At 71.7% G+C, this 15,205-nt stretch carries 15 protein-coding genes and 3 pseudogenes; 10 read left to right on the forward strand and 8 right to left on the reverse strand.

The window, feature by feature from the left end; genetic code table 11:
- Positions 1-558 (forward strand): telomere-protecting terminal protein Tpg, encoded by a 558-nt coding sequence (tpg, locus tag QNO07_RS20940; protein WP_283993753.1) that lies wholly within the window; start codon positions 1-3, stop codon positions 556-558.
- A gap of 343 nt (positions 559-901) precedes the next feature.
- Here the strand turns inward: tpg and QNO07_RS20945 are convergent.
- A pseudogene (locus QNO07_RS20945) lies at positions 902-1,715 on the reverse strand (alpha/beta fold hydrolase); the annotation flags it as partial.
- A 258-nt stretch (positions 1,716-1,973) separates the two neighbouring features.
- Between QNO07_RS20945 and QNO07_RS20950 the strand changes: the two are divergent.
- On the forward strand, positions 1,974-2,750 hold the full coding sequence (locus tag QNO07_RS20950; RefSeq protein WP_283993754.1) for a LamG domain-containing protein: 777 nt from the start codon (positions 1,974-1,976) through the stop codon (positions 2,748-2,750).
- Positions 2,751-3,043: 293 nt separating this feature from the next.
- Here the strand turns inward: QNO07_RS20950 and QNO07_RS20955 are convergent, their stop codons facing one another.
- Positions 3,044-3,796: a class I SAM-dependent methyltransferase gene (locus tag QNO07_RS20955; RefSeq protein ID WP_283993755.1), complete on the reverse strand. Its 753-nt coding sequence runs from the start codon at positions 3,794-3,796 to the stop codon at positions 3,044-3,046.
- A gap of 227 nt (positions 3,797-4,023) precedes the next feature.
- The gene (locus tag QNO07_RS20960; protein ID WP_283993756.1) at positions 4,024-4,647 is read right to left on the reverse strand and encodes a GyrI-like domain-containing protein; all 624 of its coding nucleotides are present in this window, start codon (positions 4,645-4,647) and stop codon (positions 4,024-4,026) included.
- A 398-nt stretch (positions 4,648-5,045) separates the two neighbouring features.
- Between QNO07_RS20960 and QNO07_RS20965 the strand changes: the two genes are divergently transcribed.
- Positions 5,046-5,534, forward strand: a complete 489-nt coding sequence (locus tag QNO07_RS20965) for a DUF5709 domain-containing protein (protein WP_283993757.1) — start codon at positions 5,046-5,048, stop codon at positions 5,532-5,534.
- Positions 5,535-5,693: 159 nt separating this feature from the next.
- On the opposite strand, the pseudogene QNO07_RS20970 reads toward QNO07_RS20965, so the two are convergent.
- A pseudogene (locus QNO07_RS20970) lies at positions 5,694-6,319 on the reverse strand (PP2C family protein-serine/threonine phosphatase); the annotation flags it as partial.
- A 27-nt stretch (positions 6,320-6,346) separates the two neighbouring features.
- Here QNO07_RS20970 and QNO07_RS20975 point away from each other — a divergent pair.
- On the forward strand, positions 6,347-7,255 hold the full coding sequence (locus tag QNO07_RS20975; protein ID WP_283993758.1) for a GNAT family N-acetyltransferase: 909 nt from the start codon (positions 6,347-6,349) through the stop codon (positions 7,253-7,255).
- Between the two features lie 80 nt (positions 7,256-7,335).
- Here QNO07_RS20975 and QNO07_RS20980 read toward each other — a convergent pair whose 3' ends face one another.
- Positions 7,336-8,421 (reverse strand): NAD(P)/FAD-dependent oxidoreductase, encoded by a 1,086-nt coding sequence (locus QNO07_RS20980; RefSeq protein ID WP_283993759.1) that lies wholly within the window; start codon positions 8,419-8,421, stop codon positions 7,336-7,338.
- A 507-nt stretch (positions 8,422-8,928) separates the two neighbouring features.
- On the opposite strand from QNO07_RS20980, the gene QNO07_RS20985 reads away from it, so the two are divergent.
- The gene (locus QNO07_RS20985) at positions 8,929-9,885 is read left to right on the forward strand and encodes an aldo/keto reductase (RefSeq protein WP_283993760.1); all 957 of its coding nucleotides are present in this window, start codon (positions 8,929-8,931) and stop codon (positions 9,883-9,885) included.
- Between the two features lie 97 nt (positions 9,886-9,982).
- Here QNO07_RS20985 and QNO07_RS20990 read toward each other — a convergent pair whose 3' ends face one another.
- A complete protein-coding gene (locus QNO07_RS20990; RefSeq protein ID WP_283993761.1) occupies positions 9,983-10,456 on the reverse strand; it encodes a MarR family winged helix-turn-helix transcriptional regulator in 474 nt (157 codons plus the stop codon).
- A gap of 203 nt (positions 10,457-10,659) precedes the next feature.
- Here QNO07_RS20990 and QNO07_RS20995 point away from each other — a divergent pair, with 203 nt between their 5' ends.
- On the forward strand, positions 10,660-11,493 hold the full coding sequence (locus QNO07_RS20995; RefSeq protein WP_283993762.1) for an alpha/beta fold hydrolase: 834 nt from the start codon (positions 10,660-10,662) through the stop codon (positions 11,491-11,493).
- 451 nt (positions 11,494-11,944) lie between these two features.
- Positions 11,945-12,070 (forward strand): hypothetical protein, encoded by a 126-nt coding sequence (locus tag QNO07_RS21000; protein WP_283993763.1) that lies wholly within the window; start codon positions 11,945-11,947, stop codon positions 12,068-12,070.
- Here QNO07_RS21000 and QNO07_RS21005 read toward each other — a convergent pair.
- Positions 12,060-12,266, reverse strand: coding sequence for a hypothetical protein (locus tag QNO07_RS21005; RefSeq protein ID WP_283993764.1), 207 nt, complete (start codon positions 12,264-12,266; stop codon positions 12,060-12,062). The two genes, QNO07_RS21000 and QNO07_RS21005, sit on opposite strands and share 11 nt — an antisense overlap.
- A gap of 74 nt (positions 12,267-12,340) precedes the next feature.
- Here QNO07_RS21005 and QNO07_RS27745 point away from each other — a divergent pair.
- The 3 genes and pseudogenes from QNO07_RS27745 to QNO07_RS21020 form a co-directional block, all read left to right on the forward strand.
- A pseudogene (locus QNO07_RS27745) lies at positions 12,341-12,823 on the forward strand (condensation domain-containing protein); the annotation flags it as partial.
- A 68-nt stretch (positions 12,824-12,891) separates the two neighbouring features.
- A complete protein-coding gene (locus QNO07_RS21015) occupies positions 12,892-14,034 on the forward strand; it encodes a non-ribosomal peptide synthetase (protein ID WP_283993790.1) in 1,143 nt (380 codons plus the stop codon).
- A 35-nt stretch (positions 14,035-14,069) separates the two neighbouring features.
- On the forward strand, positions 14,070-14,939 hold the full coding sequence (locus tag QNO07_RS21020; protein ID WP_283993766.1) for a 4'-phosphopantetheinyl transferase family protein: 870 nt from the start codon (positions 14,070-14,072) through the stop codon (positions 14,937-14,939).
- Here the strand turns inward: QNO07_RS21020 and QNO07_RS21025 are convergent.
- Positions 14,923-15,114: a hypothetical protein gene (locus tag QNO07_RS21025; RefSeq protein ID WP_283993767.1), complete on the reverse strand. Its 192-nt coding sequence runs from the start codon at positions 15,112-15,114 to the stop codon at positions 14,923-14,925. The two genes, QNO07_RS21020 and QNO07_RS21025, sit on opposite strands and share 17 nt — an antisense overlap.
- Between the last annotated feature and the right edge of the window lie 91 nt (positions 15,115-15,205).

A 15,205-nucleotide genomic window follows, 5' to 3' on the forward strand; every position in this document is an offset into this window, starting at 1 on the left:
ATGGGCATCATCGGCGACAGCCTCGACAAGGCCGAGCAGAACACCACCACCAGGCCCCTGCCGAAGTCCGCCGGAGCGCAGATGCGCTTCCTGCTGCGGGCGGAGAAGGGCTCGACGCGTGCCGTCGCCCGCAGGCTGGGCGTCACCCAGCGGACCGTCGAGCGCTACCTCAAGGGCACGTTCAAACGCCCCCGCAAGGACCTTGCCGCGCGTCTCGCCGCCGAGGTGGGCAAGAGCTGGCAGCCGCGGGTCCGGGAGCGGGCCCGCAGACGCGCCGCCACCACCGGCGGCATCGTCATCGAGACGCGCGCCCGCTTCGGTTTCACCGCCGCCCCCGGCAGCACCGACGACGGCCGTATCCGGCGCATCACCCAGCACCTGTCACCCGCCTACGCGCAGCGCCTCTTCGAGGCCCGCACATCCGGAGCCGGTGAGCAGCGGCTTCGGGAGATCGCGGCGGAAGGACTGCAGGAGCAGTACTTCAAGGACAACGGCCGCCGCGCCCGCGACCTGGTGGTCGAGTTCACCGACATCGACTACGTCGAACTCGATTACTGAGTCGCCCTGTTCGGTGCCCGCCGGCTGGTTCCGCTGGTGAACCGAAGCACGGTAGTCGTCACACAGGCAGGCTGGTTGCCACCGGCGTGGTGAGGTACGCGCGAGTCTCCGAGGGAGTGCTGACAGCTGAGCATCCGCATCTCAGCAGGTCGATGAGGGCGTGGTGCGCTCTTGATCCTCATATGGAGTCTCTGCTCCACTTCCTGGCCAGTCAGAAGACCGCGGTCGACCAGGTCACCCGGCCGTCAGCATCGGCACTCTGAGCGGAGCCGAGCAGACCGGGCTGCGCTGCGTCGGCGGGCCCCCGAAACGCATCGCCAAGCTGCCGGGCGGCCCGCCTGGTTCAGCCCCGGATGGTGGCGAGCCAGTCGGTCAGCAGGTGGTTCACCTCCTCGGGGCGTTCCTGCTGGATCCAGTGGCCGCAGCCGTCCAGGAGGTGGGAGGCGGACAGGGCGGGGAGGGTGGCGGGGTAGGCGTCGACGGCATCGGCCATCCAGGTGGTGGAGGCGTCCAGCGCGCCGCCGATGAACAGGGCGGGCTGTGTGATCGGGGCGCCGCGGTGGGAGGCGAGGTCTTCCCAGTCGCGGTCCATGTTGCGGTAGCGGTTGAGGGCGCCGGTCAGGCCGGTGCGTTCGAACTCTTCGGCGTAGACGTCGAGGTCGTCCTCGGTCAGCCAGGCCGGGAGCGGGCCGGCGGGGAAGCGGTCGCGCAGCCGGCAGCCCAGGGCGACGAAGTGCGGGTCGGGTTCGTCCGGGGCGGGCATGGTGTCGGCGGACAACGCGGCGTAGAAGCCGGCGAGCCAACCCCGGACGTCGGGCTCGATCTCCGTCTCGGCGCGGCCGGGCTCCTGGAAGTAGGAGCCGGGCTCCTGGAAGTAGGAGACGTAGAACTCCTGCCCGGGGCCGCCGATCCGGCCGAAGACGTCGGTTGGGCGGGGGGCCGCCGGGCGGCGCGTACGGGACGCTCAGCAGGCCGACGGCGCGGAAGACCTCCGGGTGGAGCAGGGCGGAGGCGGCAGCGATGTTGGAGCCCCAGTCGTGGCCGACGACCACCGCGCTCTCCTCACCGAGGGCGCGCACGACGGCGACGTTGTCCTCCACCAGGTCGAGCATTCGGTAGGCGTCGGTCGCGGCGGGCTTGGAGGAGCGGCCGTAACCGCCGAGCACGCTGTCGCGGATCGAGACCGGCCCACGCAAACCCGCCCTGGAGGTGCTGCTTCGTCCGGTCTCATTCGCCACGCCATCCGGCTCTCCCGGTGCCAACCGCTGAGCCTCGGCTCACGCTGGCGGGCCAACACCAAAAGATGTTCACCACCTGTGGTCATGTGGTAACTCCAGGTTGTTGAACGGGTGTATCGACAAGGCCGAGGGGTAACAACCGGGTCAGGAATTTCCCTGTGCAAAGGGAGGAGTGACATGCTCAAAGACCTTCTGGCCCGCCTCACTCAACGCGCGCAAAGACTGCTGGGCGATGGCATCCGTGCTCCCGGCTCCGGCACCGGCTCCGGCTCCGGTGACTCGGGGCCGTCCACCCCGGAGAGTGTTCACGCGCCGGTCTTCGTCGCGGACTTCGCCTCGACCTCGCAGTGGGTGGCCGGACGCTCCTGGGCCTATCCGGGCGGAGGGCCGGTCAATCCCGACGACGACAAACTCGACTACCTGGTGGAGGACGCCTCCTACTCGCGCAGCGGCACCTTCCGTGCCACCCGCCGGTCTGACGGCCGGTGGAACGCGGGGCTGCTGACCACCGAGGGCAGCCGGGAGGGCTTCATGGCGCGGACCGGTGACGTGCTGGAGGCCAGGGTGCGGCTTCCCGAGCAGATCGGTGCCTGGCCGGCCATCTGGACGTGGCTCGACGGCGGGCAGGAGATCGACGTCTTCGAGTACCACACCGACAATCCCGACCTGCTGGAGCTGTCCAACCGGATCAGGGGCGGCCACCTGTACTACCGCGACCCGGCGATCCGGCCCGGTGGGTGGGTGGACCTGCGGGTCGAGTTCGGCGCGTACTCGGTGGTCTGGTGGGTGAACGGCAAACGGGTGTTCGCCGACCGGCGCGGCGTGGGCCGGCGGTGGCGCGCCTATCTCATCGTCAACCTCTCGGTGTGCGCCGGCCGTTACCACCCGCCGCCTCCCCCGGAGGTCACGGAGATGTCCTTCGAGGTGGCGTACCTGCGCGTCCACCGACCGTAGCCCGCACGGCGAGCGTCGCGTCAGCCGGATCGCCGCCCGTGCGCATGTTGGCCAGGTCAAGGGGCTCGACGCCGAGGGAGTCCAAGTTCTCGTGGGCCTGCTCGCGCAGGTCCTCGGGGCGCCGGACTGCGGGTCAGTTGCCCCTGCGCGTCTCGGGTCGCGCCTACCTGGTGGCGATGAACAGCGGCACGTAGCCGCCCTCAAGTGACGCGCAGTCGGCTGGGAAGTGAGCCACTACTTCGGGACCGAGCGCCCCGGCCGGCACAACGAGCGGCTGATCCGAATCGAACCGTTCAGGGTGTGCCGCGGCGGAACAGGACTGTCCAGAGGAAGGGCTCGCCGAAGAGTGCCGACCCGGGGCCCTCGTCCCGCATGGCACGCGACTCCACGACCGCCAGCGGGGAGAAGATCGAGCGCAGGGACTGATCGGTGTAGGCGAGGCCGCCTCCCAGGTGCAGCCGCCGGTAGAGGTCGGCATCCGGCACCTCCGACCCCATGCGTCCGGCCGCGAAACAGGTCATGGCGAAGTGGCCACCCGGAGTGAGGGCCCGGTCGAGCAGAGCCAGGTAGCTGACGCGGCGGTGCGGCGGCAGATGATGGAAACAACCGGAGTCGTAGACGAGGTCGAAGGCATCGCCCAGGACCTCGTCGGTCTGCGCGAACGCGTCTCCGTGCACGAAGCGGACCGAGGCGCCTGACGCGTCGGCCCGTTCCCGGGCCCAGGCGATCGCTTCGGAGGATAGGTCGATCGCGGTCACGTCCCAACCGCGGCTCGCGAGTTCGAGGGCGTTGCGTCCCGGGCCGCAGCCGAGGTCGAGGGCCCTGGTCCCGGTGATCGCCCCGCGGTCGAGGTGCGTCACCAGGTTCTCGTCGGGCTTCGCCACGAAGAACGGCACGGACCGGGAGCGGTCCTGGTAGAAGGTGTCCCACCATGCGGACCCTTCGTCGGCCCAGCGGTCCGCGCCCTGTGCGAACAAGCCGTCCAGCATGCGCAGTACGTCGTCCATCGACCGGATGTGCCGCGTCGGTGCGAGTTCCTGGTCCATGCCCCGAGCGTAGGCGTGACCTGCGTATTCGGCCGCTGAACGGCGGTCGGGCCGGGGCGCCGGACGGGCGTGTGCGGCACGCTGGGCGCGGTTGCGGACTAGGGAGCCCGTGCCTGGGGTGAAGTCACGCCAGTGCAGCGGTTGTTGACGTTCTCGGGTGCTCTGAGCGGCGCGGCGAGAGCGGTTATCCGCCGCTGCCCGTCGACGGCACCGGTGTGCGTGGCGGGTCAGTTCTGAGCCGGGCGGACCGGCTGGCGGAGAATGGTGCGCAACCGGCGCGGGTCCGTCCTCCGGGCATCGGAGAGGTAGATCTCGTGATGGCGGCCGCGCGGCGCGAGCCTCTGCGCGGGCATGAACTCCTCGTGCATCCGTTTGATCGTCGGCCCCTCCTCGTCGTACGGCCCGACGTGGAGGATCTGCACACACCGTCCCTCGGTGTGGTCGTCGAAGCGCACCCGGTGGCCGGCGCTGAGCTTCTTCGTCCTCGCCACGCGCTCTCTCGCCTCTTCGACCGTGGCGGAGGTGACCCACTCCGGCTGGACGATCATGAGCGTCCACTTCCACTGGTCGTATCCCCGGGTCTCGAACACGCTCAGGTCGTCAGCGGACCACAGCCCCTCCAGCGGGCCGACGGTGTGTGTCCGCCCCTCCGTACTCTTGACGATCGCGCGTACGGCGTAGGCCGTCGTGTACAGCGCCTCGACCACTGCGCGGTAGTCGGCGGAGGTGTTGGGGTTGCCGTGGCCGTCCGCCATCAGGAAGCTCATGCGTGGCACGTCGACCAGGGCGAACCGGTCGTGCCCTGCCGAGTACAGGTCTCGCCGTTCCTTCTTGACGTCGTAGTTCTGCACACGATCCTCTTCCTCGTCGGTCCGGGCTGCTCTCGGCGGTCCGGGCGGCTGGCGGGAGGCTGGGAAGCCTACCGGCGGGGTCGGACAGGACGGCGTGCCGAGGCCGGGTGTCGGCAGACGTTCGCCGGTGGACCGGCGCCGGGGCGAGAGCCCGCGACGACAGGCGCAGAAGTGGTGAGGCGGAGAGGCTCGGAGTCGGCCGGGTGACCCCGCCCGGTAGGCGGGTCGCGCGGCCCGCCTGCCGGTTTTCCATCGCGGCGCCCCGCCGGAGCGTGCGTGATCCGGTGGGAATCGGCCGCTTCCGGCTGGGCAGGAGCCGCAGGAGCAGTGAACGTGCCCGAGCGTGGAAACGCGAGAGCGGGAACCCGAGAGGGAGAACCCACGGACGAAGGAGCGCCATGAGTGACAGCGAGATGGCAGACGACGTCTACCAGCCGACGGGCGGCAACGAGGAGCAGGAGGACGCGGCGCCCCTGGACCTCCAGAACGCCGTCTCCGAGCGCACGTACGACGATGTCCTGGACGAGGGCTACTCCCCGCCGGAGAAGCCGCTGGGGGTCACCAAGCACGGCACCACCGCGGCCGAGCAGCACGAGGGGGAGACGCTGGACCAGCGGCTCGCCCAGGAGGTGCCCGAGGCGGCCGAACCAGTGGGGGACGGCGTGGGTGACCTTCCCGGTGGGGAGGGCGAGCCGATCGACCGGGAGGTGGGGGACGCGCGTGCCGGACGTCTGACGGCGCCCGACCAGGGTGTGCACACCGACACCACCAAGGAACTGGTGGGGCACGACGAGGGCATCGACGCGGGCGCGGCGAGCGCTGAGGAGGCAGCGGTGCACGTCGTGGAGGAGGACTCGGCCGACGGCGAAGGCCACGGGAGGCTCTGAGGAGGCCGGCCTGCCAGGCGGGCGAGTCGGGAGGCGCTGAGAGGTCACCAACCAGGGTGGGCCGTTCACCCGTCCGGCCCACCGCTGTGCACTCCGCCTCGGAGCACGGCACGGGGGTGTGCCCACGGCTGCCGGCGCCGGTGACCCGTGCGTGCGGGCTCAGTACGGGGCGTCCCGGTGCGGTGGTGGACCCTCCCATTCGCACGCAGCACCGTCGCGTCGTCCTGGAGTCGGCCTTCGTTGTGGTCGAGGATGGCGTGGATGAGCCGGAGCAGAGTCTCAGGTACGGGCAGTCCGTCGGCGTGGTGGCGGATGAGGAACTCCAGGAAGCGGACGAGCCCGAACTCCGTCTCGCCCGGTCGGCGGGCCTCGGTGATGCCGTCGGTGTAGACGCGACCCGGTCGCCCGGCTCCAGCTGCTCGCGGCAGAGCGTGGAGGTGAGCCCCAGCGCGGTGCCCATCGGATGGGCGGGCGGCCCGTCGAGCCTGCTGGTCCAGCGCCCGCGCCGGATGACGACCGGGGCATGGTGGCCGCGGTTGACCCAGGAGAACACGCCGGTGCGGGTGTTCAGGCCGGCCGGCATGCCGGCCGCGTACTGCGCCTGGTGGAACTGCTCGATCAGTGAGGCTCCCTGCCTGCGGTGGTTGCGGCAGGCGCCGACCGCGAGGTTGGCGGTCAGACCGGCAGCCGAGTCGTGCCCCGTCGAAGATCGACAGATGCACCAGGTCGTCGGCAACGGCGTAGTCGTACGCGTCTCCGCTGATCTGGTAGGCGGGCTCCATGGACCGTCATTCTCTGACTAGGGTCAGAGAATGACGGAAGAAACGCAGATCGGCCGGGTGCGGAGCTTCAACCGCACAGTCACCGAGCGGGTGGGGGTGCTGCACGACCGTTTCCTTGGGCTGGACCGCCCGGTCGGGGCCGCCCGCATGCTCTGGGAGATCGGCGAGCAGGGGCGCGACGTCCGGGAACTCCGCGAACGCCTCGGCCTGGACTCCGGCTACGTCAGTCGGCTGCTGCGTTCCCTGACGCGGGAGGGGCTGGTCACGGTGGAGCCGCAGGACCGGGACCGGCGGGTGCGTACCGTGCGCCTGACGCAGGCGGGCCGGACGGAACGGGCCGTGCTCGACGCACGCAGCGACGAACTCGCCGGTGCGCTGCTGGAACCGCTCAACGGCTCGCAGCGGGCACGCCTGGTGACCGCCATGGCGGAGGTGGAGCGCCTGCTGACCGCTGCGACGGTCACCCTCGAAGTCGTCGACCCGGCACACCCGGACGCCGAGCACTGCCTGCGCTCCTACTTCGCCGAGCTGCACGAACGGCTCGACACCGGCTTCGACCCGGATCTCAGCCTGCTCCCCGACGCCGGCGAACTCCGCCCCCCTCACGGGGTCTTCCTTCTCGCCCGCCTGCACGGCATCCCGGTCGGCTGCGCCGGTCTGAAGCTCCCCGCCGCCGCCCCGGCCGAGATCAAGCGCATGTGGGTCGCGCCGCAGGCCAGGAGGCTCGGCCTGGGCCGCAGGTTCCTGACCGAACTGGAGGCGCGGGCCGCCCGGCACGGGTCCCGCCTCCTGCGCCTGGACACCAACCAGTCGCTCAGCGCCGCAATCGCGCTCTACCACTCCTGCGGCTTCGACGAGGTCCCGGCCTTCAACGACGAGCCGTACGCCCACCACTGGTTCGAGAAGCACCTCGCACCGCCCCCCTCCGAGCGCGCATGACCGGTGCGCGTGCGGACGGCACGCCGCACCGGCTGCCCGCCGTCCGCCGGGGCGAGCCGCCTGGACCCCGTCGTTCCCGTTCACCGCCGCGCGGCGGACCCGGGTTCCCGCCGCATGCGCTCGGAAGGGGGATCGATCCGTGCGCCGGGGGCGGGGGAGGAGCCGCCAGGAACCGACCTGGACTGCGCGGCGCGTACCAGGTCACCGAGGACGAGCTCCGCGTTGATCACGGTCCCGGCGCGGTATCCGCTGCTCGCGGCGTTGATCACCTGTTCCGCGGGCCCGGTCGCGTTGCCGACGGCCCACACGCCCGGCACAGTCGTCCGACCCGTCGCGTCGACCGCCGGGTAGGGGCCGACGGGAGTGTCCGTGGTGTCCGCACCGAGAGCGCGCAGCAATCCGTCGCTCGCGACCGGCGTCCCGCCGGCGAACAACACCGGCCGTTCGAACACCGTGCCGTCCTCCAGTCGCAGCCCGGCGAGCCGGTCGTCGCGGATGTCCAGGGCCGCGACCCTGCCCGCCACCACGGTGACCCCGGCCGCGGCCGACTGGTCCCACTCGGCTTCGGACAGGTCCTCCACCGTGTGCAGGAACAGCGTCACGTCCTTCGACCACTGGGTGAGCAGCAGCGCCTGGTGCGCCCCCATCAGGGGTGAGGCGAGCACGGCGAGCGGCTGGTCGCGAACCTCCCAACCGTGGCAGTACGGGCAGTGCAGCACGTCGCGGCCCCAGCGTTCGGCCAGCCCGGGGATGTCGGGCAGCTCGTCGACCAGCCCGGTGGCGACCACCACGCGGCGCGCGTGCACTCGTCCACCGTCTGCCAGGACGACCTCGAACTCCCCGTCGCCGTCCGGCAGCAGCGCGGTGGCCTCGTCCTGGACCAGTCGGACTCCGTACGCCTCCACCTCCCGCCGTCCCTCCGCCAGGAAGTCGGCCGGCGCCATGCCGTCGCGGGTCAGGTATCCCTGCATGTGTGCCGCCGGAGCGTTGCGGGGCCGTCCGGCGTCCACGACGAGGACCCGGCGCCGGGCGCGGCCGAGTATCAGCGCGGCGCTCAGTCCGGCCGCTCCGCCCCCGACGACGACCACGTCGTACTGCTCCTGCGCCTCGCCGGCGGGTGTTCCCTGCGGTGATCCGGCTGCCTCGTGTACCGAGCTGTGGGTCATGGTGACCACCTCCTGGCCACAAGGTCGCATCACCGCGCACCAGGGGACAAAAGTTGTTGCCGGTTCCGCAAAACGCGTCCTGTGGCCATCCGGGGCCGGCCGTCGTGCGGACACGGCTGCCCGCGCCGGTTCGGCGCAGGGGACGTCCCGGCGGAGGACCGGCCCGGCTGCCCGCCGGTTGGGGCGACGGGCAGCAGCGAGCGGGCCGCCCGAACAGTACGCAGCGTGTACCCGGGGTGCCCCGCCGGGACGTCAGGACCCGCCGGTGGCCCGCCCCGCTGCTGGGGCGTCGCTGCCTGCCTGTCGGGGAACCGGGGGCCACTCGGGGAACGTCCCGCTGTGCCGGGATTGTTCCTGCCCGCCTTCCGTCCCTGTCCGGAGGGGGGCGGAGGTCCAGGCGTCCGCGGCCGGAGGCAACACCGCTTGCCGGTGAATGACCTGACGCGTCGGCAGGTGGAGGTGCGCCGCCACACGGCTGCCGCGTCCCGGAGACGTAGGGTTGTGCGGGTGACGACGGGAACAGGGCCACACGCAGACCGGCTGCTCTACGGCTGTATGGGACTCGGCGGCAGCTGGGACGCGCAGACGTACGGCGCGCCGGATGTCGCCCAGGCGGAAGCGGCCGTCGAGGCCGCCCTGGAGTGCGGCATCACCACCTTCGACCATGCAGACATCTACCGCTTCGGCAAGGCCGAGGCCGTCTTCGGGGAGGTCCTGTCCCGGGCGCCGGAACTGCGCGAGCGCATCGTGCTGCAGACGAAGTGCGGCATCCGCCTCCCCGAGGGCGACCGGGCCGGGCTCTACGACCTGCGCGGGGCCACTGTCGTCCGCCGCGTCGAGGAAAGCCTCACCCGGCTGCGCACCGACGTCATCGACGTCCTCCTGCTGCACCGGCCCGACCCGCTCGCCGACCCGCACGAGATCGCCGAGGCGCTGACAGGCTTGCGGCGGCAGGGCCTGGTGCGCAGCTTCGGGGTGTCCAACATGGGGGCGCCGCAGATGGCGGCGTTGCAGGAGTGCCTCGGTGTGCCGCTGGTGGCCAACCAGTTGGAGATGAGCCTGCACGCCAGGGACTGGCTGGAAGCCGGAGTCCTGGTCAACACCCCGGCGGCAACCGCCAACGGCTTCCCGTTCGGGACGATCGAGTACTGCCGCGCCAACGACGTCCGCCTCCAGGCGTGGGGCGCGCTCGCTCAGGGCCGGTTCACCGGCCGGCAGGAGACTGCCGCCGAGCAGGCCACCGCTCGGCTGGTCGCCTCACTTGCGAAGGAGAAGGACACCACGCCGGAGACGGTGCTGCTGTGGTGGCTCCAGCGCCACCCCGCGCGCATCGCGCCCGTCGTCGGCAGCGCCCGGCCGGAACGCATCCTGGCCTGCCGGGACGCGGCCGTGGAGCCGCCCCGGCTCAGCCACGAGGAGTGGTACGCGCTCTGGTCGGCCGCACGGGCGGCGCCGCTGCCGTGACCTGCGGGGCCGGTCCGTCCCGGTCAACCGTGCCTCCTCGACGAGGCACGCCTGCGACGCTTCGCCGAGCCGGTCGGCCCGCCTTCGCCGCCGGGGCTCAGCGCGCGTGCTGGTACCGGGTCACGTTCTCGGTCAGCCGGCGCAGCACCGCACGCGTGTGCCGCAGCTCATCCGGTCCCAGCCCCATGGCGTCACCGATGACGTCGGGAACGGAGCCGGCCCGGGTCCGCAGCGCGGAGCCTTCTTCCGTCAGGCTCACGTGGACCGTGCGCTCGTCCTCGCTGCTGCGCTGCCTGCGCAGCAGCCCGTTCGCCTCCAGTCGTTTCAGCAGCGGCGACAGCGTGCCGTAGTCCAGTTGGAGGTCCGCGCCCAGTTCCTTGACGGTGAGGCCGTCGCGCTGCCACAGCACCAGCAGCACCAGGTACTGCGGATACGTCAGGTCCAGCTCGTTCAGCAGCGGCCGGTACAGCGCCGTCACCGCGCGTGAGGCCGCGTACAGGGCGAAGCACAACTGGTCGTCGAGCACGGGTGAGCCGTCGTGCTCGACCGCGGTGCCGGAGTCGGTATCCATGCCCCCACTGTAGGCGCACTCGATTGAGTGGTGTCCGGTGAAGTTGTGAACAGAAAGATTGTGCACAACTCAATCGTGGGCTACTGTTCTGTCTGTCGCCGGGAACGCCGCCGGTGACGGGAAGGGGTAGGCATGCTTCGCCCGCCGTATCCACCTTCCGCCCTCCCGTCGTACTCCGTACTTTCGTCCAGAAGGAGAACGCCATGCCCCGTATCACCGTCGGCCAGGAGAACAGCGCCGACATCGAGATCCACTACGAGGACCACGGCAGCGGTCAGCCGGTCGTCCTCATCCACGGCTACCCGCTGGACGGCGACTCCTGGGAGAAGCAGACCGCGGCGCTGCTCAAGGCCGGCTACCGCGTGATCACTTACGACCGCCGCGGGTTCGGGCGCTCCAGTCGGCCCACCACCGGCTACGACTACGACACCTTCGCCGGTGACCTGCACACGCTGCTCGAAACGCTCGACCTGAACGACGCCGTGCTCGTCGGCTTCTCCATGGGCACGGGCGAGGTGGGCCGCTATCTCGGCACCCACGGCTCGCGCCGCGTCGCCAAGGCCGCCTTCCTCGCCTCCCTGGAGCCCTACCTGCTCAAGACGGAGGACAACCCGACCGGCGTCGACGGCAGTGTCTTCTCCGGCATCCTCGAAGCCGTCACCAAGGACCGGTACGCCTACTTCACCGAGTTCTACGAGGCCTTCTACAACCTCGACGAGAACCTCGGCTCCCGTATCAGCGAGGAGGTCGTGCGCGCCAGTTGGAACACCGCCGCGGGAGCCTCCCCGCACGCTTCGGCCGCCTGCGTGCCCACCTGGACCACCGACTTCCGCGCCGACCTCCCCAAGATCGACGTCCCGGCGCTGATCCTGCACGGCACCGCCGACCGCATCCTCCCGATCGAGGCCACCGGCCATCCGTTCCGCGAGGCCCTGCCGCAGGCGGACTACGTCGAGATCGAGGGCGCGCCCCACGGTCTGCTGTGGACCCACGCGGAGGAAGTGACCGACGCGCTCCTGGCCTTCCTCGCCAAGTAGGCAGTGCGCTCCCGCCCCGCTCCCACCCGCCGTTTCGGTGCGGCTGGGAGCGGGACCACGTGCGGTCACCCGGCGGCCGGAGTGCTTGCCTTACCCCGCAAGAGCCCCACCCGCGCAGCGGTGGAGGGAAATCACGCGGATATCACCGGCGGTGCCCGCGGTGGAAAGCACAGAATCCCGGCCTGGCTGTACCGCCGACCACCGGAGAGAACGCGGTATCTCGCCTGAGGTCCTTGACACTGCGCATCGAACCGTCGCCCCATAGCGCCGGGAGGACCACGCATCCGGGGAAACGTGGGAACCCGCGGGGTCCGCGGGTGGACACGGGGCTGCGGGCGGCCTGCTGCCGATCAGCAGGTCAGGAGCCCACCGGGGCGGGGCCGCCGCGGCCGAGTTCGGCCTGCGACCCGGTGACCGCTTCCCGCAACTCGCCTCCATCGGATTCTCCGCGGTGCTGGAGGAGATCTTCCCGTCGCTGCTGTGCGGCGCCACCGTGGTCCTTGCCGGCTACCGCCGCGCGCTGACCTCGGTGGGGCACTTCCTGGACCTGCTGGAGGCTGAGCGGATCACTCGGTGAGGCCTACGGCGCCGCCCGTGCCGGAGAGCGATGGCGGCCCGTGCCCGCCGCCCAGTTCGCCGACGGTGTGCCCGCCGCCCAGCGGGAGAAGCTCGTCGAGTACTGGTGGCGGCAACTGGCCGGGGCGCCCGAGCTGCTCACCCTGCCGACCGACCGGCCCCGGCCGGCCGCCCAGAGCCACGCCGGCGGCGTCCACACCACCCACCTGCCCGCCGACCTCAGCGAACGGCTGCGGTCGACGGCACGTGCTGAACGCGCGACGCTCTACACATGGTGCTGCTCGCCGCGTACCAGGTGCTGCTCTCCCGCTGGTCCGGGCAGCAGGACGTCAGCGTCGGCAGCACAGTGGCGGACCGGCCGTCCCGCGAACTCGCCTCAGCAGTCGGGTACTTCGTCAACACCGTCGTACTCAGGGCGCAGCTGGCGGCCAACCCGTCCTTCCGGGAGCACCTGCGTGACGTCCGCAGGACCTGCCTGCAGGCCTACGACCACCAGGCACTGCCCTTCGACCGGCTCGTGGAGGAACTGAGCCCCCAGCGCTCACTCAGCCACAACCCGCTCTTCCAGGTCACCTTCGACGCGCACGTCGGCGGCACCACCCGGTCCGACTTCAACGAAGTCCAGGTCATCTCCGTCCACTTCATCGAAGCGGACCGCTCCAAGTTCGACCTGTCGTTCACGGCCGTCGACGACGGAACCCGGATCGAGCTGACCGTCGAGTACGCCACGGATCTGTTCGACGCCGCGACCATCGAGCGCATGACGGGCCACTACCGCCTGCTCCTGGAAGCCGCGACCGCCGCGCAAGACACCCGCGTGGGCTGCTCCAGGCCTTCGTCGAGGCCCCGGCGGAGGCCGCCCGCTGCGGATCGCTGCACACGGTCATCTGCAGCGGCGAGGCGCTCCTGCCCGACCTGCAGCGCCGCTTCTTCGCCGCTTTCGACGCCCGGCTGCTCAACCTGTACGGCCCGTGCGAGGCCGCCATCGACGTCACCGCCTGGGAGTGCGACCGCGAGGCGCCCGGACAGGTGCCGATCGGCAGCCCGGTGCTCACCACCCAGGTCCACGTGCTCGACGCCCACGGGGGTCCGGTCCCGATCGGCGTGCCCGGCGAACTGGTCATCGGCGGGCACCAGGTGGGCGTCGGTTACACCGGGCGGCCCGCGCTGACCGCGGAGCGCTTCGTTCCTGACCCGTTCTCCGCGGAGCCCGGCGCGCGCCTGTACCGGACCGGCGACGTCTGCCGGTGGCGCCCCGACGGACGCCTCGACTACCTCGGCCGGACCGACCACCAGGTCAAGATCCGCGGGGTCAGGGTGGAGCTGGAGGAGATCAGCGCCGTGCTGGCCGTGCTGGCCGCGCTCCCGCAGGTGCGGGAGGCCGTGGCGACCTGCCGCGAGGACACCCCCGGCGACAAGCGCCTCGTCGTCTACGTGGTGCCCGCCGAGGGCCACCGGCCCGACCCGGCGGAACTCCGCGTGGAACTCGGCCGGGTCCTGCCCGCATACACCGTGCCCGGCGACTACGTGCTGCTCGACGCCATACCGCTCAACACCAACGGCAAGACGGACCGCGCCGCTCTGCCCGCCCCCGCCGCACACGCCGGACCCTCCGGCGAACGGCCACTGCCCGAGCCGCCGCGTGACGACGTGGAAGCGGTCGTCGCGCTGGTCTGGGCGGACGTCCTGGACGTCGACCGGGTCGGCGTGCACGACGACTTCTTCGACCTGGGCGGCCACTCGCTGCTCGCCGCCCGGGCGGTGATGTTCCTGCGCGAGCACCTTGGCGCGGAGCTGCGGGTCAACTCGCTCTTCCTGGCACCCACTCCCGCCCGGCTGGCGGCCGAGGCGGCAGCGGTGGCAGCGGACCCGGGCGCACTGCGCGAGGCGGCAGCCGCGGTCCGGGCCGTGCTGGAGACGACGGACGCCCAGGCCGCCGACGAACTGCACCTGCTGGGGACGTGACAGGCCCGGCACCGCACCCGAAGAGGAGCATCCCCATGGCACGCATCGCTGCCGCGCCGCGCCACCGCACCCCGCTGGCCGCGCTCACCGCGGAAGGCACCCGCGCGCAGGCACCCGCGGCGCTCGTGGCGGACCTGCTGCCGCCGGCGCCTTCCGCCCTGCCCCGGCTGAGCGGAGGGCAGTTGCGCGTGTGGCTCGTCGACGTCGACACCCACGCCCGGGGCGCCCGGGAGGCCGCCGCCGGGACGCTGTGCGGCACCGAACAGGCCCGCGCCGCCGCGTTCATGGACGACGCCGACCGGGCGGCCTACCTGACCAGCCATGTCGCACTCCGCCGCCTGCTGGCCGCCTACACGGGAACGGTGCCGAACGAGGTCGAACTGGTGCGCGACCCCTGTCCGCTGTGCGCACAGCCGCACGGCCGGCCGGCGCTGCGCGGGGGAGGGGGACCGCACTTCTCGCTGTCCCACACCCGCGGCCTGGGGCTGATCGCGGTGGCCGGAACGCCGGTCGGTGCCGACTGCGAGGCGCTGGCCGACATCCATCCCTCGCCTGACCTGGGCCGTCTGCTGCACCCACGGGAGCAGGCGGAACTCACCGCGCTGCCCGACCACCGCCGCGGGCACGCCTTCGGGCGCGCCTGGACCCGCAAGGAGGCCTACCTCAAGGGCCTCGGCACCGGCCTGGGCCGTTCGTCCACCCTTGACTACGTGGGCACCGGCCCGGTCCCCGCAGCCGTCGCCCCCGACTGGCGGCTGCGGGACGTGGCGCTGCCCGACGGTTTTTCCGGAGCGGTCGCCTGGCGGGTGCCGCCGGCCGATGACCCACCCCCAGGAAGCCGGTGCCCCCGCGGGTCTCGCCGCGGGGGCACTGGCTGGGAAGGTGAGGTCAGAGGCAGTACCTGACGAGCCACTCGTCCTCGTTGTAGGCGTCCTTCGCCGGGTCGGCCGGAGTGGCCTTCACCGACACGATCATGTCGTCCGGGCTGACCCGCTCCGGCAGCCGGCTGAACCGGGACTCGTGCCCCGGCTGCTCGACGTCCTGCACGTTCACGGTCTCGGTCTCGGTCTCGGCGCTCATGGTGGGCCTCCCCTGTCCGTCGAACATCCATCGTACCGAGGCCGCCGGACAGCGGCCCGCGTCCGACCGGTCCCGTCCCGCCCGTTCGTAC

It is taken from the genome of Streptomyces sp. 549, from assembly GCF_030124175.1.
In the GTDB taxonomy this organism is placed as follows: Bacteria; Actinomycetota; Actinomycetes; order Streptomycetales; family Streptomycetaceae; genus Streptomyces.